The sequence below is a fragment of the Mesorhizobium sp. M2A.F.Ca.ET.042.01.1.1 genome, assembly GCF_003997405.1.
GTDB lineage: Bacteria > Pseudomonadota > Alphaproteobacteria > Rhizobiales > Rhizobiaceae > Mesorhizobium.
In genome coordinates, this window is sequence record NZ_RZRX01000031.1 from 1 (window position 1) to 18,199 (window position 18,199).

The 18,199-nt window shown below is 58.1% G+C and carries 16 protein-coding genes and 2 pseudogenes; 13 read left to right on the plus strand and 5 right to left on the minus strand.

All coding sequences use genetic code 11. The features are described 5' to 3' along the window. The first annotated feature begins 533 nt into the window (after positions 1–533). Both EOA23_RS07195 and EOA23_RS07200 read left to right on the plus strand, forming a co-directional pair. A complete protein-coding gene (locus EOA23_RS07195; protein ID WP_127303389.1) occupies positions 534–1,373 on the plus strand; it encodes a hypothetical protein in 840 nt (279 codons plus the stop codon). Continuing rightward, positions 1,370–3,589 carry a UvrD-helicase domain-containing protein gene (locus EOA23_RS07200; RefSeq protein WP_127303390.1) on the plus strand — a complete coding sequence of 740 codons (2,220 nt, stop codon included), beginning with the start codon at positions 1,370–1,372 and terminating at the stop codon, positions 3,587–3,589. Before EOA23_RS07195 ends, EOA23_RS07200 begins: the two co-directional genes overlap by 4 nt. 216 nt (positions 3,590–3,805) lie before the next feature. On the opposite strand, the gene EOA23_RS07205 is transcribed toward EOA23_RS07200, so the two are convergent. From EOA23_RS07205 to EOA23_RS07225, 5 genes are all read right to left on the minus strand, one after another. Beyond that, positions 3,806–4,039 (minus strand): hypothetical protein, encoded by a 234-nt coding sequence (locus EOA23_RS07205; RefSeq protein WP_127303391.1) that lies wholly within the window; start codon positions 4,037–4,039, stop codon positions 3,806–3,808. 55 nt (positions 4,040–4,094) lie between these two features. Then, positions 4,095–4,307 carry a hypothetical protein gene (locus tag EOA23_RS07210; protein ID WP_245474048.1) on the minus strand — a complete coding sequence of 71 codons (213 nt, stop codon included), beginning with the start codon at positions 4,305–4,307 and terminating at the stop codon, positions 4,095–4,097. A 637-nt stretch (positions 4,308–4,944) separates the two neighbouring features. Next, a complete protein-coding gene (locus EOA23_RS07215; RefSeq protein ID WP_127303393.1) occupies positions 4,945–5,700 on the minus strand; it encodes an ImmA/IrrE family metallo-endopeptidase in 756 nt (251 codons plus the stop codon). Continuing rightward, positions 5,697–6,128 carry a hypothetical protein gene (locus tag EOA23_RS07220; RefSeq protein WP_127303394.1) on the minus strand — a complete coding sequence of 144 codons (432 nt, stop codon included), beginning with the start codon at positions 6,126–6,128 and terminating at the stop codon, positions 5,697–5,699. Before EOA23_RS07220 ends, EOA23_RS07215 begins: the two co-directional genes overlap by 4 nt. Continuing rightward, entirely contained in the window at positions 6,125–6,724 is a 600-nt protein-coding gene (locus EOA23_RS07225; protein WP_127303395.1) for a sigma-70 family RNA polymerase sigma factor, read from the minus strand. The genes EOA23_RS07220 and EOA23_RS07225 overlap by 4 nt, the downstream gene beginning before the upstream one ends. Before the next feature lie 180 nt (positions 6,725–6,904). Here EOA23_RS07225 and EOA23_RS07230 point away from each other — a divergent pair, with 180 nt between their 5' ends. From EOA23_RS07230 to EOA23_RS07275, 11 genes and pseudogenes are all read left to right on the plus strand, one after another. Further along, on the plus strand, positions 6,905–8,095 hold the full coding sequence (locus EOA23_RS07230) for a nucleotidyltransferase (protein ID WP_127303396.1): 1,191 nt from the start codon (positions 6,905–6,907) through the stop codon (positions 8,093–8,095). A gap of 3 nt (positions 8,096–8,098) precedes the next feature. Next, the gene (locus EOA23_RS07235; protein WP_127303397.1) at positions 8,099–8,542 is read left to right on the plus strand and encodes a hypothetical protein; all 444 of its coding nucleotides are present in this window, start codon (positions 8,099–8,101) and stop codon (positions 8,540–8,542) included. Continuing rightward, positions 8,539–9,549, plus strand: a complete 1,011-nt coding sequence (locus EOA23_RS07240; protein WP_127303398.1) for a CBASS cGAMP-activated phospholipase — start codon at positions 8,539–8,541, stop codon at positions 9,547–9,549. The genes EOA23_RS07235 and EOA23_RS07240 overlap by 4 nt, the downstream gene beginning before the upstream one ends. Before the next feature lie 312 nt (positions 9,550–9,861). Further along, entirely contained in the window at positions 9,862–10,332 is a 471-nt protein-coding gene (locus tag EOA23_RS07245; RefSeq protein WP_245474050.1) for an excalibur calcium-binding domain-containing protein, read from the plus strand. Positions 10,333–10,337: 5 nt separating this feature from the next. After that, positions 10,338–11,063: a thermonuclease family protein gene (locus EOA23_RS07250; protein WP_245474052.1), complete on the plus strand. Its 726-nt coding sequence runs from the start codon at positions 10,338–10,340 to the stop codon at positions 11,061–11,063. Positions 11,064–12,593: 1,530 nt separating this feature from the next. Then, a complete protein-coding gene (locus EOA23_RS07260) occupies positions 12,594–14,495 on the plus strand; it encodes a hypothetical protein (protein WP_127303400.1) in 1,902 nt (633 codons plus the stop codon). A 10-nt stretch (positions 14,496–14,505) separates the two neighbouring features. Next, positions 14,506–16,089: a hypothetical protein gene (locus tag EOA23_RS07265; protein WP_127303401.1), complete on the plus strand. Its 1,584-nt coding sequence runs from the start codon at positions 14,506–14,508 to the stop codon at positions 16,087–16,089. Between the two features lie 81 nt (positions 16,090–16,170). Then, positions 16,171–16,527, plus strand: a pseudogene (locus EOA23_RS36880) (DUF2278 family protein); the annotation flags it as partial. A 130-nt stretch (positions 16,528–16,657) separates the two neighbouring features. Continuing rightward, positions 16,658–16,747: pseudogene (locus EOA23_RS36885) on the plus strand (DUF2278 family protein); the annotation flags it as partial. Between the two features lie 18 nt (positions 16,748–16,765). After that, positions 16,766–17,221, plus strand: coding sequence for a lamin tail domain-containing protein (locus tag EOA23_RS36350; RefSeq protein WP_245474055.1), 456 nt, complete (start codon positions 16,766–16,768; stop codon positions 17,219–17,221). A 9-nt stretch (positions 17,222–17,230) separates the two neighbouring features. Next, positions 17,231–18,199, plus strand: a complete 969-nt coding sequence (locus tag EOA23_RS07275) for a DUF3616 domain-containing protein (RefSeq protein WP_127303402.1) — start codon at positions 17,231–17,233, stop codon at positions 18,197–18,199.

Sequence of the window (18,199 nt, forward strand, 5' to 3'; positions counted from 1 at the left end):
CCACAGCTTCCTCTGGCCGGATTAGTTTCCGTTAGGCCGATGGGCATCCATTCCCATGACGCACCCAGAACGCTTTTTTTGTTCGTCGACGCCTGATGGCAGTTTCGTCAGTACCCTTCGCCGAGCAGCAGAGTTGTGGAAAACAGCCTTTTCACAACTCTTAGCAGTGAATCCAGCCTATATTAGTTACCTCAGAGCAAACGGAAAGCACATGGGCGGCAATCTATGTTTGATGACAACGAGGCGGCGGACACCGCTGCCGATTGGGGCAAGTTGATCGCGCTAGGTGTAGCGCCCGGGAGCTTCACCAGGGGAGTCAGCTTAAACGCGTTCGACAAGCCTGACCCTGAACCAAATAAATAGCCACAGTTTGCGGCTTCTAGTCACCGCGCATGGGCGATCAGGCGCCCAGCAGTGCGGCGCTTCCAAGTGGGAGCGTGGCGTGTTCAGAGCGCTCCTGGTTTTTCTAAGTTTGGGTGAACTGGGACACTCGTGAATTTCAACAAGTTGGGGTCAATATGAGCGGACACATATTGTTTGTCGACGACGATGAGGACATTCGGCAAGGTGACGTGATCCGCCGTTTTAATTCTGCTGATCGCATTTCGGCATCATATGGTTTTATCATTACAGCTGACTGCGACATTGCACAGAAGAAAACTGGAGACCGCTTTACATGGCTGGAAGTCATTCCAGCGGCTCAATATCTCGAAGAATTTTGGGCTACTGAGCAATTTAGGCGTATAGCTGATAGAAACCTGAAGACCGCATGTGAGGGTCTAAACAGCAGAATCAAGCGATCCGAACTGGGATTGTCTCTGCTTGACGATGGCGCACTTCGAGCTTGGTTGGCGGAAGCCGATGCTGATGCCATCCTCACGGCCATTGGTGGCAAATCAGACGTCAAACTTCGATCCCAACTGGCATGCATTCGATTGGCCCTCGGGTTTGACAGCTCAGGCTCACGTGTGAAAGACCTACAGCAGGCTTGGACCTTGCTTGGTCGCGATCAGAAGAGCCAGCAGTCGGCGATTAAAGAAGCCTTTGATCCTGACCGGGGCTTTCCTGATTTTGTTCTGATTCCCGAATTGCCAGCAACCGACGGATACGGGTTCGTCATTCTGCTCCGGGCCATTTCAATGATCCGGGCAGATGGGCTCTTCAGGTCAGAGACGGAAGCTCGCATCAACGGAAAACCAGAAGCATTTCACCGTATAGGACGATTTACAGACGGCTTACGATTTTCAGTCGCCCAGAAGCTAGCGTTTCTCTTCTCTCGCATTGGCATGCCAAAGAAATTCGAAGACGCATGTGACGCAGCCACCGAATTGCTCGTGGAACTCGTATATAAAGTAGCCGGAGAAAAGATATGAGTACTGAATTTGTTATAATCGACGAAGACGCCTTAGGCGCTCTCGATGCGGCGCTGATAGAAGATTCATGGTTCTCCGATTTCAATATACCAAGGAACGCTAATGGTCTTCGCCGGGTGCAGATCTCAAATTTCACCTATATTTTATCCGAGTATGCATCTCTTGAGTCAGGATTGCTTGTCATCAAAACAGGAAAGGAGGGAATATTCGCGAGAGTTTCAAAGCCAAGATCTGCGTTCGAGCGCATCATGCGTGTAGCCCTGAGGCAATTCGACAGGAACATCACGCTGCCCGTTTCCTGGCAGCCCTACCATGATGGCTCGCTGCTTTCTGTGTATGCAGAGCCGTCGAGCCGTAAAATGCCGCACAGAATTTACTTCGATCAGGCTCCATGCGGCACGCCCAATCTGTTCGCTTTCGGCGTGACTGATGCGCCCCAAGCGCTGGGCACAGTTCCAATTGATCTCGCCGGCTTCAAGGCTTCGATTGAAGGCCTCCTGGAGGCTCTACTGGAAGAGGCACCGCAGTCAGAAGTTGTAGGCAACTTTGGCATCTTGCTGAGCGCGCCGTTGGGGGTTGACCTCGCCGGCAGTGGAACCTTGCAAGACTGGTACGAGCGCAAGCTCAGCGCCGAGCAGATTCGGTTTGTCGACCAACCACACGATCGGCCGATAAGATTGCGTGGAGCAGCCGGGACCGGCAAAACCCAGGCGATGGTAGTAAAATGCTTGAAGGATCTCTATGCCGACGCCGACGCGGGCGGCGACAAGACATTCGCATTCCTCACACATAGTGCCGCGCTGGCACACGAAGTCGTGCGCGGCATGTTTTTTGCACTCGACCCCTCCGAGAGATGGACTGGCCTCAAGACGCCAGCGGGGCGGCCCAAGCTGTGGATTGGGACGCTGTATGAACTCGCCCAGGAACAGCTCAATTATGAAAGAAAGGGCCTGAAGCCCTTGTCACTCGATGGGCGGGACGGGAGAGAATTGCAGCGCCTTTTGATCCATGATGCCATTGAGGAGGTGAAGCGCAGCCCACGAATCGCGCTTGGCATTCTAAGAGATTCTCCCGCGATGGCATCACGCATCGAGAGTCAAGAAATGCGTCTCGCTCTCGTTGAAGAATTGATGAACGAATTCGCTTGCTCGCTCGATGCTGAGAATATTCGCAAAGGAACTCCTGCCTCGGAAAAGTACATCAACGGCAACCGGGAGGCCTGGCAGATGTCACTCCCCTCGCCTGACGATCGCAAAGTCGTTTTAGAGATACATGAGTCATACCAAGGACGGCTTCGTAACGAGCGATTACTGAGCATGGATCAGATGATTGCAGACTTTGGTAGGTATCTGACAACTCACGAGTGGAATCAGCTGCGAGACATCACGGGGTTCGATCTAATATTCGTAGATGAGTACCATTACTTTACAAGAGTAGAGGCGATGATATTGCAAAACCTTTTCGCTTCGAGGGCTGAACATGTCGGTCGGTGGCCGCTAATTATGGCGTATGACCTTAAGCAAAGTACAAATGACGCTGCCCTAGGTGGCGGTCTGGATCGCTTCAGAAACCCGGGAGTCGGAGAGTCGGTTCCTGTCGACTTGAAGCAGGTATATCGTTCCACCCCGCAGATAGCGTCTTTTCTAAGCGATCTGGACGCGTCTTTCCCAGCCATCGACTTGGAAGGGGAATTCGTAACATATGGAGCGACTTCCAGCACCACCGATGGGGACCGGCCCGTAGTCGCCGAATTCGACACAAACATACAGCTTATCGACGAGGCGCTGAATAAAGCGAGCAGCATTGCCCGCACGCTGGATGGCGGAGGTAGTCAGGTTGCTATTCTATGCATGAATGAGGAGCTGTTTGACACCTACCGAAATGCGGGCCGAACAAAAGAGAAAATGGTGGCAGTTACCTCTAGAGAGGATCTTAGGGAACTTCGTTATGCTAAAAGCCGGTGCGTATTCAGCATGCCCGAGTACGTAGCGGGACTTCAATTTGACACGGTCATCCTCATCCACGTCGATCAAGTTGACCTTTCGGGTGAGTATTTGAGCCAGGGCGCGCGACGGCGCTATGTCTCTCGCGCCTATCTAGGAGCGAGCAGAGCTGCGAGGCGCCTTTTCATAGCGTCTTCGGTCGAACGCGGTGGCTTCAGTCAAATCCTGCGGGGTCCAATCGCCAGTGGTAGCTTGCAAAAGGATTCTTTCTGACGGCCCGTCATAGGACGGGGCCTGCGGCATTGCTCCAGAATGTCTTACCCCAAATGCATCAGACGTACGCAGGCCATATGGTGCCGTCGCCTTGGACCGTAGGCGCATAGGGCATTTGCCAAGCTGCCAGAGCCAGCGCCGCCGCGATCGGTCCTCTCATCCGTTCTTGTCATGTGCCAGCATGGCGGGCGGTCCGTGCTGTGCATTCTCTATCTTCTACCCCAATTTGCTGCTTCCCTGGCGCATCACCACGCAATCAGGATTGCGGTGCTTAGCAATGGCAATTGCCTCCTCCAGATTTGCCGCTTCTACAAGCTCGGTACGACCGAGCGAACCATTCTTGTTGGCTTTACGGAGTTCAGGTGACGGCTTTCCGCCCATCCAGAAGTCCAGCCACTCTTGCGTTCGGCCGCGTTCGACGATCGAAATTTGATAGGTGTATTTTGCCAAGTAAAAATTCCTTTCCGTTCAGTCATGCTACAGGTCTAGCGGCGGCGCGCTTCCGTTAGCCTCGCCCAATCGCAACTTGAGAGGTGGCTCCGCCTTCTCCTTCGATGAGAAATTCGGCAAGCGCACCCATCAGCGATTCAGCGGCGAATTGATCCAGCGTCAGATAGACAGGCTCATCTTCTTCGCCCACCAACTCCAAGGTACCTTTCAACGGCTTGCGTGAGGTCACGGAAACGTCGCCATCCTGATACTCAACAAATCTGGACATAACCTCTTCCAATTCCATTTGCGCTGCGGACGCGCGTGGGCGACGCCGCGAGCAGGTTAATGTTCAAAGAGTTTTGTTGGGCAGCTGCGCTGCTCGTTGTCTACGACGTGAGGGCTCCCCCATCGTCGGTTATCATCCGGCTTATTCCCTGGTGCCCGGCGCCGGTTCTCTCAAGGCCACCGGAAAAATGATTGATCGCTCAAAGGCCGTCAAGATATTTGTCGGCCGCCCCAGGTGATGTTTGACGTTTGCGTTCCCACAGACCATCGCCGATAGCAGAAGAATGCTTCCTCAATAGTGGGTCTCACAATGTAGCGGTCTACCGACTCGAAACCCTGACTCAGTGGTCGATCAGGGCTCTCACAAACGGATTCTGACATCCCAGCCTTTATCGCGAGCGCGCGTAATTCAGCTGGAAGAGAGCGCAGACTTTTACGTCGTCGCGCAGAACGACGGACCGTGAACGGTCATCTGCATCGTTCAGCGCGAGGGCCTCGACCCCCGCGGAATGCACATTGAGGCGGGAGATAAGCGCAGATGAGCAATGCACATACCCCATCGCGACAGCACTGACACTAATTTTCCGCAGGGGGCGATCGTCCCGGCAACAGGTACCGCAGGAAGGAGACCGACGAAATCAAGCAACGGCTTCGTCCGGCAGAGTCAGGACCACGAGAATCTCCTCATCTGGCAGGAGAAACGACTGCTCCGATACCTCGTAGCGATCCGCGCCCCTGAAATCGAACCAGGCTTCGGCTGGCATTTTGCGCGGAAAATTCTGCTCGGTCGCGCCCTGCAGCAGCATTTCGGCGGTGAAGGTCTGCGGATCCAGCATCTGCACCGGCATCCACCACGGGTGGATCATCCGCGCTCTTTCGAACCAGCGCCGCTGCATCGCCTTGTTGTAGCACGCGATGACCATCGGGAATCTGTTCAACAAGGTCATCTTAAGAAGCGTCGCGGTTAGGCTCGCGCAAAACTCGTCGGAGAGCTGCCGGGCGGCAGCGAGTGTCGGCTTCTTGATTTTTTGAAGTCGCGGCGTGAGCAGATAGTCCGGCAGGATTAGATCAGAAGCAAATGAATCGGCCTGCCTCTCCGGATTGATCGCCGAACTCGCATAATTACCTATGTCGTGCTTATCGCAAAACAGCACGCGGCCGCGATGGTGGTGCCAATGCCCAAGCTCGTGCGCGAGTGAAAAACGTCGGCGGCGTTCAGGGCTGCGGCTGTTGACGGAGATCACCGCCTTTCGCTTCGAGCCAATGATGCGTGCCTCGCAGCCGTTGAGCGGCCGATAGTTGACGGCAGCTCCTTGTGTCCATGCGATGGCTTCAAGATCGATGTCCTTGGGGGCGATGCCGAGCGATTGCAGCAAACTTTCTGCTGGCGTCATTCTTTCGGCGCCTCGGGATCCTCAGCCTCTAGCGCCTCGAGCTGCGCGAGATCATCGAGGGCGCCGTCTTCGTCGTCGGAAGAGAGATGTTTGCCTTTGCGCGCAGCCATCGTCATGCTCTGGCCGTCGCCGCCAGAACGCATCCGATCGAATTTACTGCGTAGCGCCGCCCGATCCGGGAAACGGGTTGTCGTGGGCTTGCTGTGGAAGTCGGCCACCGCCTGTTTGGCCCGTTCAAGACGCAACCGCCCCGCCATCTTTTTGGCTTCCTGCGCCAAAGCTTCCATCTCGACAGCGACCTTCGTGGGATCCAGACCTAGCAGAGCCAGTTCCTCCTCGATTTCATCATCAGAGGCCGCGAGAATGGATTCATCGATCGCGTCGCTCAAGTCCCGAAGTTCATCGACCGATTTGCGCTTGCTGCTCATAACGGCCATCCTTTCGGATATTTCTTGGCCACTGCGCGTCTGATCCGTTTCATAATGTAGTCGTACCCTGACTGGGTGATGCCGAGCTCGTCGCGCAGCGACCTGCCCTTTTTGCCATCAACGATCGCCATGATCGTCAACTGCGCCTCGTCGTCCCCCTCAAGTAGCTTGTAGACTTCATCGACCACATCCGCGGCCTCCTTCTCGAGAAGTGTCTGTTCGGGATCGAGCTGGTCAGCGGCAATCTGCAGTTCGACGACGACACCGGAGCTGTCGGTTCTGCTGAGGGGAACCTGGCGGGACAGAGCCTTGCGTCGATGCGAGGCAATGCTCCGCATCGACTGCGCGAGGAAGGCAATAAAGGACGCCTCGACCGGACAGCGCCGTTCACCGACGATCACCTGGCAAAGGGCCTCCTGATAGAGCATCCCAGGACCAAAATCCGTGCCGTCGCGCCGTCTTTCCTCGATCAGGCGAAGCTTCTTGCGTTCGGCCGCCGAGAGCGAATCGAGCTTTCTCAGCACCTCTTCAGCGGCAAGGTGCCCGTTTTCCGGCTGACCAACGTCGCCGGCGAGAGGAGCGCTCGCTTCATTCATGGCCTGACTGCCATCCTATGCCGACGTGCTACGCGACTTCGGACAAAAAAATTCGTCTCAATTGAAAAGAATTGAGTCCGAAACGCGCCCCCTGCCCGGCATTCTCGAACAGATGCCCGGAAAGCCGACTCATTAGGCTCCGAGCCAGGCCGAGAATATTCGAAAAAGGCAGGAAAGACGATGAATTACCTCGATCCGCAGCTTCAGGCACGCCAGACCCAGATTGTGGAGGTCCTCGAACTGGTCTGCCAGTCACTAGAGCTCACCGACGCGCAGTTCGCCCTCGCCCGGCAGCGCTATGAAGGCGTGGGCGCCTGCCTTGCCGGCTCCGACGATCCGGTGCTGCGCGCCATTTCGATCTATCTCCAGGGCTCGACAGCGCTGCGCACTACAGTTCGCCCGGTCGGCATCAACGAGCATGATGTCGACCTGGTGGCCCATGTGTCCAATGTCGACGTGGCGATCTCGCCAGCAGCACTCAAGAAGGCCATCGGCGATTGTTTGCGCGCCAATGGCAACTACGCGCCCCTTCTTGAAGAGATGTCGCGGTGCTGGCGCCTCAGCTACGCCAACGAGTTCCACATGGACATTACCCCCTCGATCCCCAACCCTGGCTGCCGGTCAGGTGGCGAGCTGGTTCCAGACAAGACGCTGAAGACTTGGAAGCCCTCGAATCCGAAGGGCTACAAGCGCCTGTTCGAGGAGCGCGCCAAGCTGGTCCCTGTCATCCGGCTACGTAAGCGCATTGCCAAGGACGGCGGCCACGCCAGCATCGAGCCCTATCCGGAGGCGGGAGGCTTCAAGGGCATCCTGCGGCGCACCGTCCAGATCGCCAAGCGCCATCGCGATATCATGTTTGTCGATGAGCCCGATCTGGCGCCGCTATCGGTGATCGTTACCACGCTCGCGGCACGCAGCTACGAATGGTGCGTGCGCAATCATGAGTATGAGAACGAGTTGGAGCTTGTGCTCGATGTCATCGATCACATGCCCGACACGGTCGAGGCCATCCAAATCGATGGGCGGACTCAGTGGTTCATCTGGAACGAGACCACCGCTGGCGAGAATTTCGCCGAAAAGTGGAACCGCCATCCGGAGCGGGCCGAGAGCTTCTATCGCTGGCATCGCGCGTTCCGCGCGGATCTGGCGCAACTGGTGGCCGTCAGCGGCCTCGATCGGCTCGGCGAAGCGCTCAAGGGGCTGTTCGGGTCGCGTCCGGCAACTGCGGCCATGGACTCGCTGACCAATCGCGTCACTGCGGCGCGCAGCGGCGGCAATCTGTACCTCGCCCCCAAGGTCGGCCTGAGCGTTGGCGCATTGCCGGCGTCGACCGCAGTACGGGCCAACACGTTCTACGGAAGCAATGGCTAAGTCATGTTGATCGGACGACGTAAGCCTCTGACAGCGGCGCAGCAATTCATCAATCTGCGCAGCAATCCTGTCAGCCAAGGAACTGGCCGGCTCCGCGGAGGGGTGATCACTTGGCGTTACAGCGCGTCGCCCTCGCCACTGAGCCGGGCTTACGGCATCCGGATCGACTTCAAGCAAGGGGGCGTGCCGCGGATTTTTGTTGAGGCACCGGAGCTGCACGTCCTCGCTGGCGAACGCCGCATCCCCCACCTTTATCAACAGACGCCGCCGAGGCTCTGTCTCTATCTGCCTCGCATCTTTGAATGGCAGTCGTGGATGCGGCTCGACCAGACGATCGTGCCTTGGACCGCCCTGTGGCTCTTCTACTTCGAGGAGTGGCTCGTCTCCGACGACTGGAAGGGTGGCGGCATGCACCCCGGCGAAAACGACAATGAGGAGGCCGCATGAGTGCGCCCTTGCCAGAACCCACAAGCGGAGATCGGTTCTACCGTATCTTGTCGCTCGATGGCGGGGGGATACGCGGCGTCTTTCCTGCCGCCTTCCTGGCGCGTCTGGAAGAGCATCTCGACCATCCGATCGGGCGATATTTCGATCTCATCGCCGGCACCTCGACCGGCGGCATCATCGCGATCGGGCTCGGCCTCGGTCTGTCGGCGCGCGACATCCTCAGGCTCTATATCGAGCAAGGTCCGGCAATCTTCGGCCAAGAACACGGCGCACTCAAAAATTGGATTCGCCAGAAACTGCGCAGCTTGGCGCACCTCGTTGTCACCAAGCATTCCTCGGCGCCCCTACAACGCGCCCTCGAAGACGTTCTGGGTCCTCGCAAGCTGGGCGAAAGTCGCACGCGGCTTGTCATCCCCGCCTGGCATCCCGTCTTGGAGCGCGTTTACATTTACAAGACGGCACATGACCCCAGGCTCGAGACGGATTACAGACAGCCCGCCATCGACGCCGCGATGGCCACGGCCGCCGCTCCAACGTTCTTGAAGCCGCATATGACGGAATCTGCGGTCGAGCTTGTCGATGGCGGCGTCTGGGCCAACAATCCGATCGGTGTGGCCGCGATCGAGGCGACCGGGATGCTTGGCTGGCCGGGGGACAGTCTCAAGATATTGTCGATCGGCACGATTTCCGAACCCGGAAACCTTCCCATGCTAAGGGGTAAACTGCCGATGGCCGCTTCGGTTGCCCGCCTCTTCATGGCAGGTCAAGCGCATAGCGCGCTCGGCACCGCAAAGATTATCACCGGCGATGTCCACGAGCGTAAAGCGATCTGGCGCATCGACCAGATCGCGCCGGAGGGGCGCTACACCCTGGACAATGCCTCTCGCATTTCCGAGATGCGTGACCGTGCTTTTGCCGAGGCGCGTGAACAGCTACCGGAACTCAGACGTCACTTCTTTAGTGGCCCGGCCGCTGAATTCGTGCCGTGCCACTCCCTGTCCACCTGAAGCGTTTCAAAACTCTTCGCCGTTGCGGCAAAAATGAGGATAGCCTTCCCTGAAGGCAACAACCGTTCCGGTTAGACCGGGACGGTTGTTGAAGCATTCTCAGTCACGACATTGATGACCGGCTGCAGTTCTACCGCGTCGGACGTGAGGTGAATGCTGCTGCAATAAACAAGCAGCCTCGACAACGCTTCGCTCATAGAGCCGATCAAGCTGCTTTGAGCCATGCTCCAATTAACTGCACGCGGACGAACGTCTATTAGAGAATTGCGAAACGCCCCCTACTATGCCAATTTGGGGGCGGGGGATGGGCAAATGTTTCGCCAACGGCTGCTTCTATTTGCAGCAACGCTCTCAATATCGGGCTGCGCGGCTGACTATCTCAACAACTACGACACGATGACGTTGGCGTCAGGGGACGCCAACAACACCAACAGTCTCTTGCAGACGGTTGATCCGTTCAACCCGAACAGCAACAACACACACATTGAAGGCGACGGTGCCCGGTCCGTCGCGATCGTGGCGCGGTATCGCAACGGCTCTGGATCTCGTGGCGGTGATTTGGATTGCGCCGGCGGCAAAGGGAACAATCCCGTCGTTCAAGGTCCGGTGGCGGTTAGCGGGTCTGACCCGAACCGGCTTGACGGGGATCACGACGGCATCGGCTGCGAAAGTGACGGCCAGTGGAGTCATCTCGGTACGACAATCGATCTGAACAGTGGCGGAATAGGTCCGGCGCCAGGCGCTCACGCGCTCGCCGATGGGCGAGCGTACCGCGACGCCTGATTTTCGTGACGGTCGCGGCGGTCGCCGCTCTGGTCACGCAGTTTGTCATGCACAAGAGCGCACCGCTGCCGGAAATTAACCTGCAAAACCTCATCACGCCGAAGCCAATGGAGCCGATTACCGGCGTCGCGTCGGTCATCGACGGCGACACGATCGAGATCCACGGCCAGCGTGTCCGCTTCAACGGCATCCACGCGCCGGAGAGCCGCCAGTATTGCGACGACGCCAAGGGCTTCGAATATCCGTGCGGCCGGCGATCGGCGGAAGCGCTGGACGGATTCCTGGCCGCCTCGAGGCCGGTCCAATGCACGTTCGTGACCTGGGATCAGTATCACCGCTTCGTCGGCGACTGCCGGCGCGCCGACGGCGCCAGTGTGGCCGCTTGGATGGTTGAGCAGGGCCAGGCGCTTGATTGGCCGCGCTACAGCCATGGCACCTACGCATCGCAGCAGGCGAAGGCCAAGGCAGCGAAGTTGGGCATGTGGGTGGGCAACTTCGAAGCGCCGTGGGATTGGCGCGCCTCGCACGCCGACGGCGCAGCGCCGTCGAGCCAGCCGCTCAGGATCATCAGCCGTCGGCAGGTCGCGCAAAGCAGCTATTCGTGCGAGCCGCGCCGCTACTGTTCGCAAGTCAGCTCGTGCGAAGAAGCGAGGTGGTATCTGGCCAATTGCTCATGGGGCGGCAAGTTGGACCGCGACAAGGACGGCATTCCATGCGAGGGGCTTTGCTAGGTCATGTCCAAAGGCACTCTATCTGTCGACTACGTCTGGAACCAAAAGCGCATCCCGGTAGCTTGGCGAAAGACCGGCAAAGGTGAGAAATTGCTCGTCAGACTTCCGTACGCAACAAACAACCGCGCCTGGCTCGGGGCGCTTGGGCGCGTAAGGCCAACCTGGGATCAGAGACAGAACCATTGGAAACTGCCAAAAGCGTGGTTCAACGGCTTCGTCGAGAGGTCGCTATCCCACTTCGGAAAGGTCTACATAATTCAGCCCTATCGAGAGCAAGAGAAGTGCTCTCCAGCATGCCAGAATGCGGTTGGGCACGAGTGCGAATGTTCGTGCATGGGCGAGCATCACGGTGCAGGCAATGATGGAAGCTGGTTCGAGGTGTCCGACACCTTTGCCACCCGTTGGGGAAGCGAGGAAATCGCGTGTCGCCTGCTAACCTCCCGCAGTCGATAACCACTTCGCGCCCTCGACTCGGATGGTCGGTGGAGCCGAGACGATCTCCGGTGAAAAGATTGCTACCGGTCGGCGCACGGTTTGCCAAAATCTTGCGGTTACACTGCCTCATCACTATGTGCAGCTGCGGCGGGTCGGGTGACACCAAGGTCCCTATTTCCACTTTTGCCCCTCTGTCCTGGGTAACCAGGTACGGGCTACATAGTGCAGGAACCAAGGGCTGACAGAGATAGTCGGAGGCGACCCGCTCCGATATCTCTTGCGCCAGTCCCGTTATCTTCAACCCCGGCCGCAGCCACACGCCCACGCGGCAATCCCCGCCAGCCGGTGCGCCAAGCCCGGTCCTGGCGCACGGTTGATGTCGATCGACGGGAGGTGCTTCCGGTAGAGGTTCGGCTGATGGGGCTGCACGCCATTGTCCGGATCCGGGTCGATGCTTCTATCGCTCAATCTTAGGGCTGAGGCGCAACCCAGACAGTTCGAGAGGCTTCCAGGAATCCCAGACAACTTCGACGCCCCGGTCGGCGGTGCTTCTAAACGCAAAGACCGGCCCGGTTAGACCGGGACGGTTATTGATTTATGATAAAATTGATTGCGGGGACAGGATTTTGAACCTGTCGACCCTGCCTTGCGAAGTCCTGTCAACAGACGAACTCGGTTACAGCGCTGTATTGGCGGTAGCCCTCTCCCGCTTCCACTTCAAATCCACTATTTTGGTCAACTGGTTTCGCCCAGCTACTGAGAGCGAGCGACGGTAACCACAGATATAAAAACAAGCGCTTACCTTTAAAGACGCGCTAAGTCTCCTCTAGAGCGGCCGGAATGGGGCCGAATCCAGATCAGCCGGGTTCGGCACACGCAAGAGAATAGTGGACGACCGAACCAATAGGGAAAGCGCATAGGCAAGATTATCGGATGCTGGTTGTGGGTGATGCCGAAACGTAGCATCAAGCCTATGGCAGGACACTAGATAGATCGTTCGAATTAATCGATGAGAGGTTCGTAGCGCGCGAAGAGTTTGCGGCGATCTCAGTTTTGTGAAAGTATTATCGTCGGCTGGATTGACGAGGGGAATCCATGGTCAGACGCTCGCCAGAATTCCGACGACTGCGCGTTTACGCGATCGATCCGAGTCTCGCAGCCCAGCATGAGACGGTTGGGCTCAATGAACTGACTCTGATGGTGCCATGGGAGAGCAATCCGGCCATTGAGGGTGTGCTCAGCCCCACACGGATGCTGGGGCCGGTCGGTAATTATCTGGAAGTGGTGGATTTTGACCCGGCGAGCGGATGCTACTACGCCCCGGTTGATCTCAACGAGACATTTATCCTGGCTCAGGATGGACTGAACCCCTCGGAGCTCAATCCGCAATTTCACCAGCAGATGGTCTACGCCGTGGCGATGACCACCATCGATCAGTTTGAGCGAGCGTTGGGGCGTTCGGCGCTGTGGGCGCCGCGGCAGCTGCCGGACAGTAGTGTTGAGTATGTGCCGAGGCTTCGACTTTATCCACATGCGTTGCGCGAGGCCAATGCCTACTACAACCCAGATAAGAAGGCCGTGCTGTTCGGCTATTTCCAGGTTGCCGCCAATTCCACCGACATTGCGCCAGGAACTACGGTCTTCACCTGCCTGTCGCATGACGTCATCGCCCATGAGGTGACCCACGCCTTGCTTGACGGTTTGCACAGGCGCTTTGCCGAATCCACCAATCCCGACGTACTTGGGTTGCACGAAGGGTTTGCCGACATCGTGGCGATCTTCCAGCATTTTTCGAATCCCGATGTGCTCAAGGAACAGATCGGGCGAACGCGCGGCGACCTTGAGCAGCAGAATATGTTGGCACAGTTGGCTCAGCAGTTCGGCCGCGCGACGCGTCGCGGCGCGGCCTTACGTGATGCTTTGGGCTACACGGACGGCAAGGGCAACTGGCAGCGCTACAAGCCCAATCCATCTTATCTGCGGGATGCGGATGAACCGCATGAGCGTGGCGCAATCCTGGTGGCCGCCGTTTTTGACGCCTTCCTCAAGATGTACAAGTCTCGGATCGTCGACCTGCTGCGCATCGCCTCGCAGGGCTCGGGGCTGCTTCCCGCTGGCGAACTCAACGCCGACTTGGTTAACCGCTTGGCAGACGAGGCGGCCAAGACATCGGGGCACGTCCTTCAAATGTGCATCCGGGCGCTCGACTATTGTCCGCCTGTCAACGTCACCTTCGGGGATTATCTCAGGGCTATCATAACGGCGGATACCGACCTCTATCCGGTAGACGAGCACAATTACCGCACGGCGATGATGCAATCATTCTCCCTGTTTGGCATCCGGCCGCGTGCGGTGCGCAATGTCTCGCTCGAGGGCCTGGTCCTGCAGGAGGGCAGTTCCGATCTCGGCGAAGCGGTGCCACCGGGGATCGTGCCCGATCTCGATAACGAGATAGACCGAAAAATGGCCTATGACCGGATGCAAGAAAACGCCAGTAAGGTGCATGCGTGGTTGGCGCGACCGGAAAACGCCAAGCTGCTCCAAGCCATCGGTATCGTCTCCGGTGCGGACGGCAAGGTGCCGGGTACCGTTAGCCGGAAGAAGGGCCGTCCTGCATTCGAGGTGCATTCAGTACGCACAGCGTTGCGGCGCGGCAACAAAACCAATCTCGTGCCCGACTTGGTGATCGAGATTACGCAGCGTCGGACAGGCTATTTCGAGCCGCAACAACAGAAGGTGGCTGACAAGGGCAAACCGACTGCCAAGTTGAACAGAGGCGATTTCACGTTTCGCCGCGGCTGCACGCTGATAGTCAACCCGCGGACCCGCGAGATCCGATGGGTCGCACGTACCGACAAGGATATCTGCGATGACGGTGAACTCGACGCCCTGAGGCAGTTCCTGCTGGGCAGCCCCATCTCCATGCAGGATGCCTTCCACGGGCCGGTCGCCCCTGGCAGGGTGAGTAACCCATTCGCTGCCGTCCATCGGGATTAGGAGGTTGCCGATGCCAGCACCGCAAATGCAAGCGCCCTCAAGTGGGGTGACCGTCCGCATGTATCGTCAAGGGCATGGCGACTGCTTTCTCTTGGCCATGCGGGACGACAGTGGCCAACCGTTTTATCTGCTGATCGATTGTGGACTGAAGCCGGGTTCTGAGATCAAGGCCACCATCGAAGACGTTATCGCCGATATCCGGGCTGCGACAGGCGGACACATCCATGCGGTGCTGATCACCCACGAGCACCAGGATCACACCAACATGTTCATCGCCAAGCTCGGCGGAAAGACGATGTTCGATAACATCGAGTTCGAGGAAGTCATTCTAGGCTGGACCGCCAATCCTGAAGACACCGAGGCGCAGCAATTGCGGCAGATGAAGATCAAGGCGCTCATGCAATTGCTGGCGGCACGTCGGCGGCTGGCTGGTCTCGCCGCCGAGGGGGTCGAAGATGTCCAGAAGACGCTAAGTTTCGTTGACGCTATGCTGGGTTTCGAAGGCGCCGACGCAGATTTTCTAGCGGCTCTTGGGCCGACGGACGGCAGCCTGTTCGGTGCCGCTAGGAGCGCAGCCGTCGTTGCCGGGCTCAGCGTCGCCAAGTCGATGGATTATGTGACCGGCAAAGTCGACAAGCCACGCTATTTTTCGCCACACGAACCCCCGTTCACCCTGAAAGGGGTAAGCGGCGTCACGGTCTATCCGCTGGGGCCGCCGCGCGATGACCGGCTCAACGAGGACGAGCCCAATGCCAGCGATGCGGCCGGACAGGCGCGCATGTATGAACGAACCGCGCCCGGCCACGGCCTCACCTTTGGCTTTCAGGGTGGACTGGAAGGATTGTTCCTGGGGGCAGATCCTGGCTTTCTGGGCGAAGATGCCGAAAGCCATGATCCGTTCGCGACAGGCTTGAAGCTGGTTCAGGGAGGCGCTGGCTGGACCGATGAGATCGCAGCCTTCTTTGCCCATTTCGCCCCGCCTAAAGGCGAAGAGTGGCGAAGCGTCAATGTCGAATGGCTCGCGGCCGCAGGATGGTTCGCCGACAAGATCAACACCGAACTCAACAATTCAAGCTTGGTCGTTGCCATCGAACTGACCAACAGCCGTAAGGTGCTCCTGTTTCCGGGCGATGCCCAATATGGTTCCTGGATGTCATGGGCCAATACACCGTTCAAGGTCCCAGCCCAGGGACAGACCGCGGCCAGAACCGTGACGGTGAAGGATCTCTTGGCTCGCACAGTGTTCTATAAGGTCGGCCACCATGGCAGCCACAATGCCACGCTCAAGGGCCGAGCCGATAGCGACTATGCCAATCTCGACTGGATGGCTCAGGGCGCGTTTGCCCGAGAATTCGTCGCCGTAATCCCTGCCAACACCGACTGGGCGATGACCAAGAACGATCCACCCTGGGAGCATCCACTTAAGGCCATCCAAGACGCGCTCAAGGTAAAGACAGGTGGCCGGTTGTTCAAGTCGGACACCGATTTCGACCCGGCGCTGCCAAATGGAGCCGTCAAAGCCGATTGGCAGAAATTCATCGCCAACGTGACCGCGACCGATCTCTACTTCGAATATACAGTTCTCGATCAGTAGGCCCGACGCGGGGCGACGGCCAGGAACCCGCCCCCAAACAGTCGTGATGCGGTCGAATTTCCTGATGGCGAAACGTGGAGGATGTTCGATGCCGATACCTTACGCTGTACTGAAGGGCCGCCCGACCAACAACCGGTTGGGACGAAGAAAAACAAACACTACCAGGTGCTGATATCCGCCAATGGCGAGCAATATCGAATTGCTATCAATGTCGAGTCGGGCGACGGCAGCGAGGTCGCGTTCCTCATCCGCGCGCCGCTCGAATATCCAATTACCGACGGACTTGCCGGACTGGAGCCAGGATTACACACGCTGCCATCCGCCCCGGGCGGCATGGCGATCGACTTTATCCGGGGCAACATCGGCCAGCCGTGGGAATTCCAGCCGTTGCCTTTTGACGCGGCGGGACCCGACAACGATTTGAACGAGAAGATCGACGCCTTTGTGCAGCGCGCCATGTCCGATGAGAACGCCATGGTCTATGCCTTCGGCGCGCGGGGGACCCGAGCCCTCCACCGCCGACAAGTTCTTCGGCTTCAAGCCTGGCCAGGGCATCCACGACATCCACATGAACCAGGGCAACCCCCCAGGTCAGTTTCAAAAGGACAATGGCGTCTACCAGGATGGCGCGCTGCTGTTCAACTTCCCCGACGAGGGGCAGTGGATGGGAATTTTCATGAAGTTTCAGACGCAGGCCTGGCATACCGATGACGTGACGGGAAACGCCATCTTGACGCCCGACCCGGAGCACCCGACCGAGCCACATACGCCAATCGAGCGGGATCAAATCCCAACATTCGAGGTACCTGATGGTTTGGTGCGGATCATCGCCGCCTATGTCAACGACACAAAAACGCCGGAGCACGAGACGGTTACCTTGCTCAACACAGCCGATGTCTCCGTCAATCTCGAGGGCTGGGCGATCGCCAACAAGCAGAAGCAGCGTAGGAAGCTGGTGGGCACGATCGAGGCTGGCGCAACGCGGGTCGTCGATATCGCAGCGCCGGTGGCGCTTTCGAACAAAGGGGGCATCATCACCTTGCTCGATGATCGGGGCATCAAGGTTCATGGCGTATCCTATACCAAGGAACAGGCGCAGCAACCTGGCCGCACCATTCCATTTCAGAACTGAAGGGGCGCGATGGCGAAGAAAGCTGCACGGCGCGTAAGACTTGACTATGCGGCAGCCGCTTCGAAAGATTTGCTGCATAATCTCTCCGGATTGGCAGCCGACGGAAGGCTGCTCTGGACCGTTTCGGACGAAGGGCGCACGTTCGAATGCCTGGCGGCACATAAGGCCGGATATGTGCTGGCTCGCCAGTATCGAATTGACGACTTTATCGCCCGTTGGCCCGGCGCCCGAGAAAGCAAGGGCGGTGCCGAACTCGACCTGGAAGCGGTCGATGTCGCACAAGGGGCGCTCTGGCTTTGCGGCTCGCATTGCCATGTCCGTATGACTTCCGACGATGACGACAAAGACCTGCTTCGATCAAAAATCCACGCCCGGCCGAGCCGCCACCTGCTGGCGCGCATCACCTTCACGGACGATGCATCGCGCCTGGGCGAGGTGAGAGTCGCGCCGACAACGGGGGCGGGTTCCATTCGTGGCGCGCTGGCCCGCGATGCTTATCTCAAGCCGTTCCTCGATCTGCCGAGCAAAGAAAACGGCCTTGATATCGAAGGTCTGATAGTGACCGAGGATGAGGTGCTTTTGGGCCTTCGAGGTCCCCGCCTCGACAGCAGCGCCGTGGTCGTTCACCTCAGGCTCGATAAGGACCTGAAGGTAATGAGCTACAGGCTTTCCTTTCTCGATCTCGGGGGCCTGGCTATTCGTGACCTTGGCCGAAATGGAAGCGCTATTTTGATCATCGCCGGCCCGGTGGGCGATGCCATAGGGCCGTTTCATCTCTACCGCTGGAAGCCGGAAGCGACCCCGCTGATCCAGCATCCCGAGAAGTTATACGATTGGCCGATCGGCAATGAAAAACCCGAAGGTCTGTGCTTTGTCGAGCGAAATGGGAAGCCCGGTCACCTCATTGTCTACGACCGGCCTGACAAGAGCAGGATCAAGGGCAGTGTCTATGCGGCAGATTGGATAGCATTCGGCTAG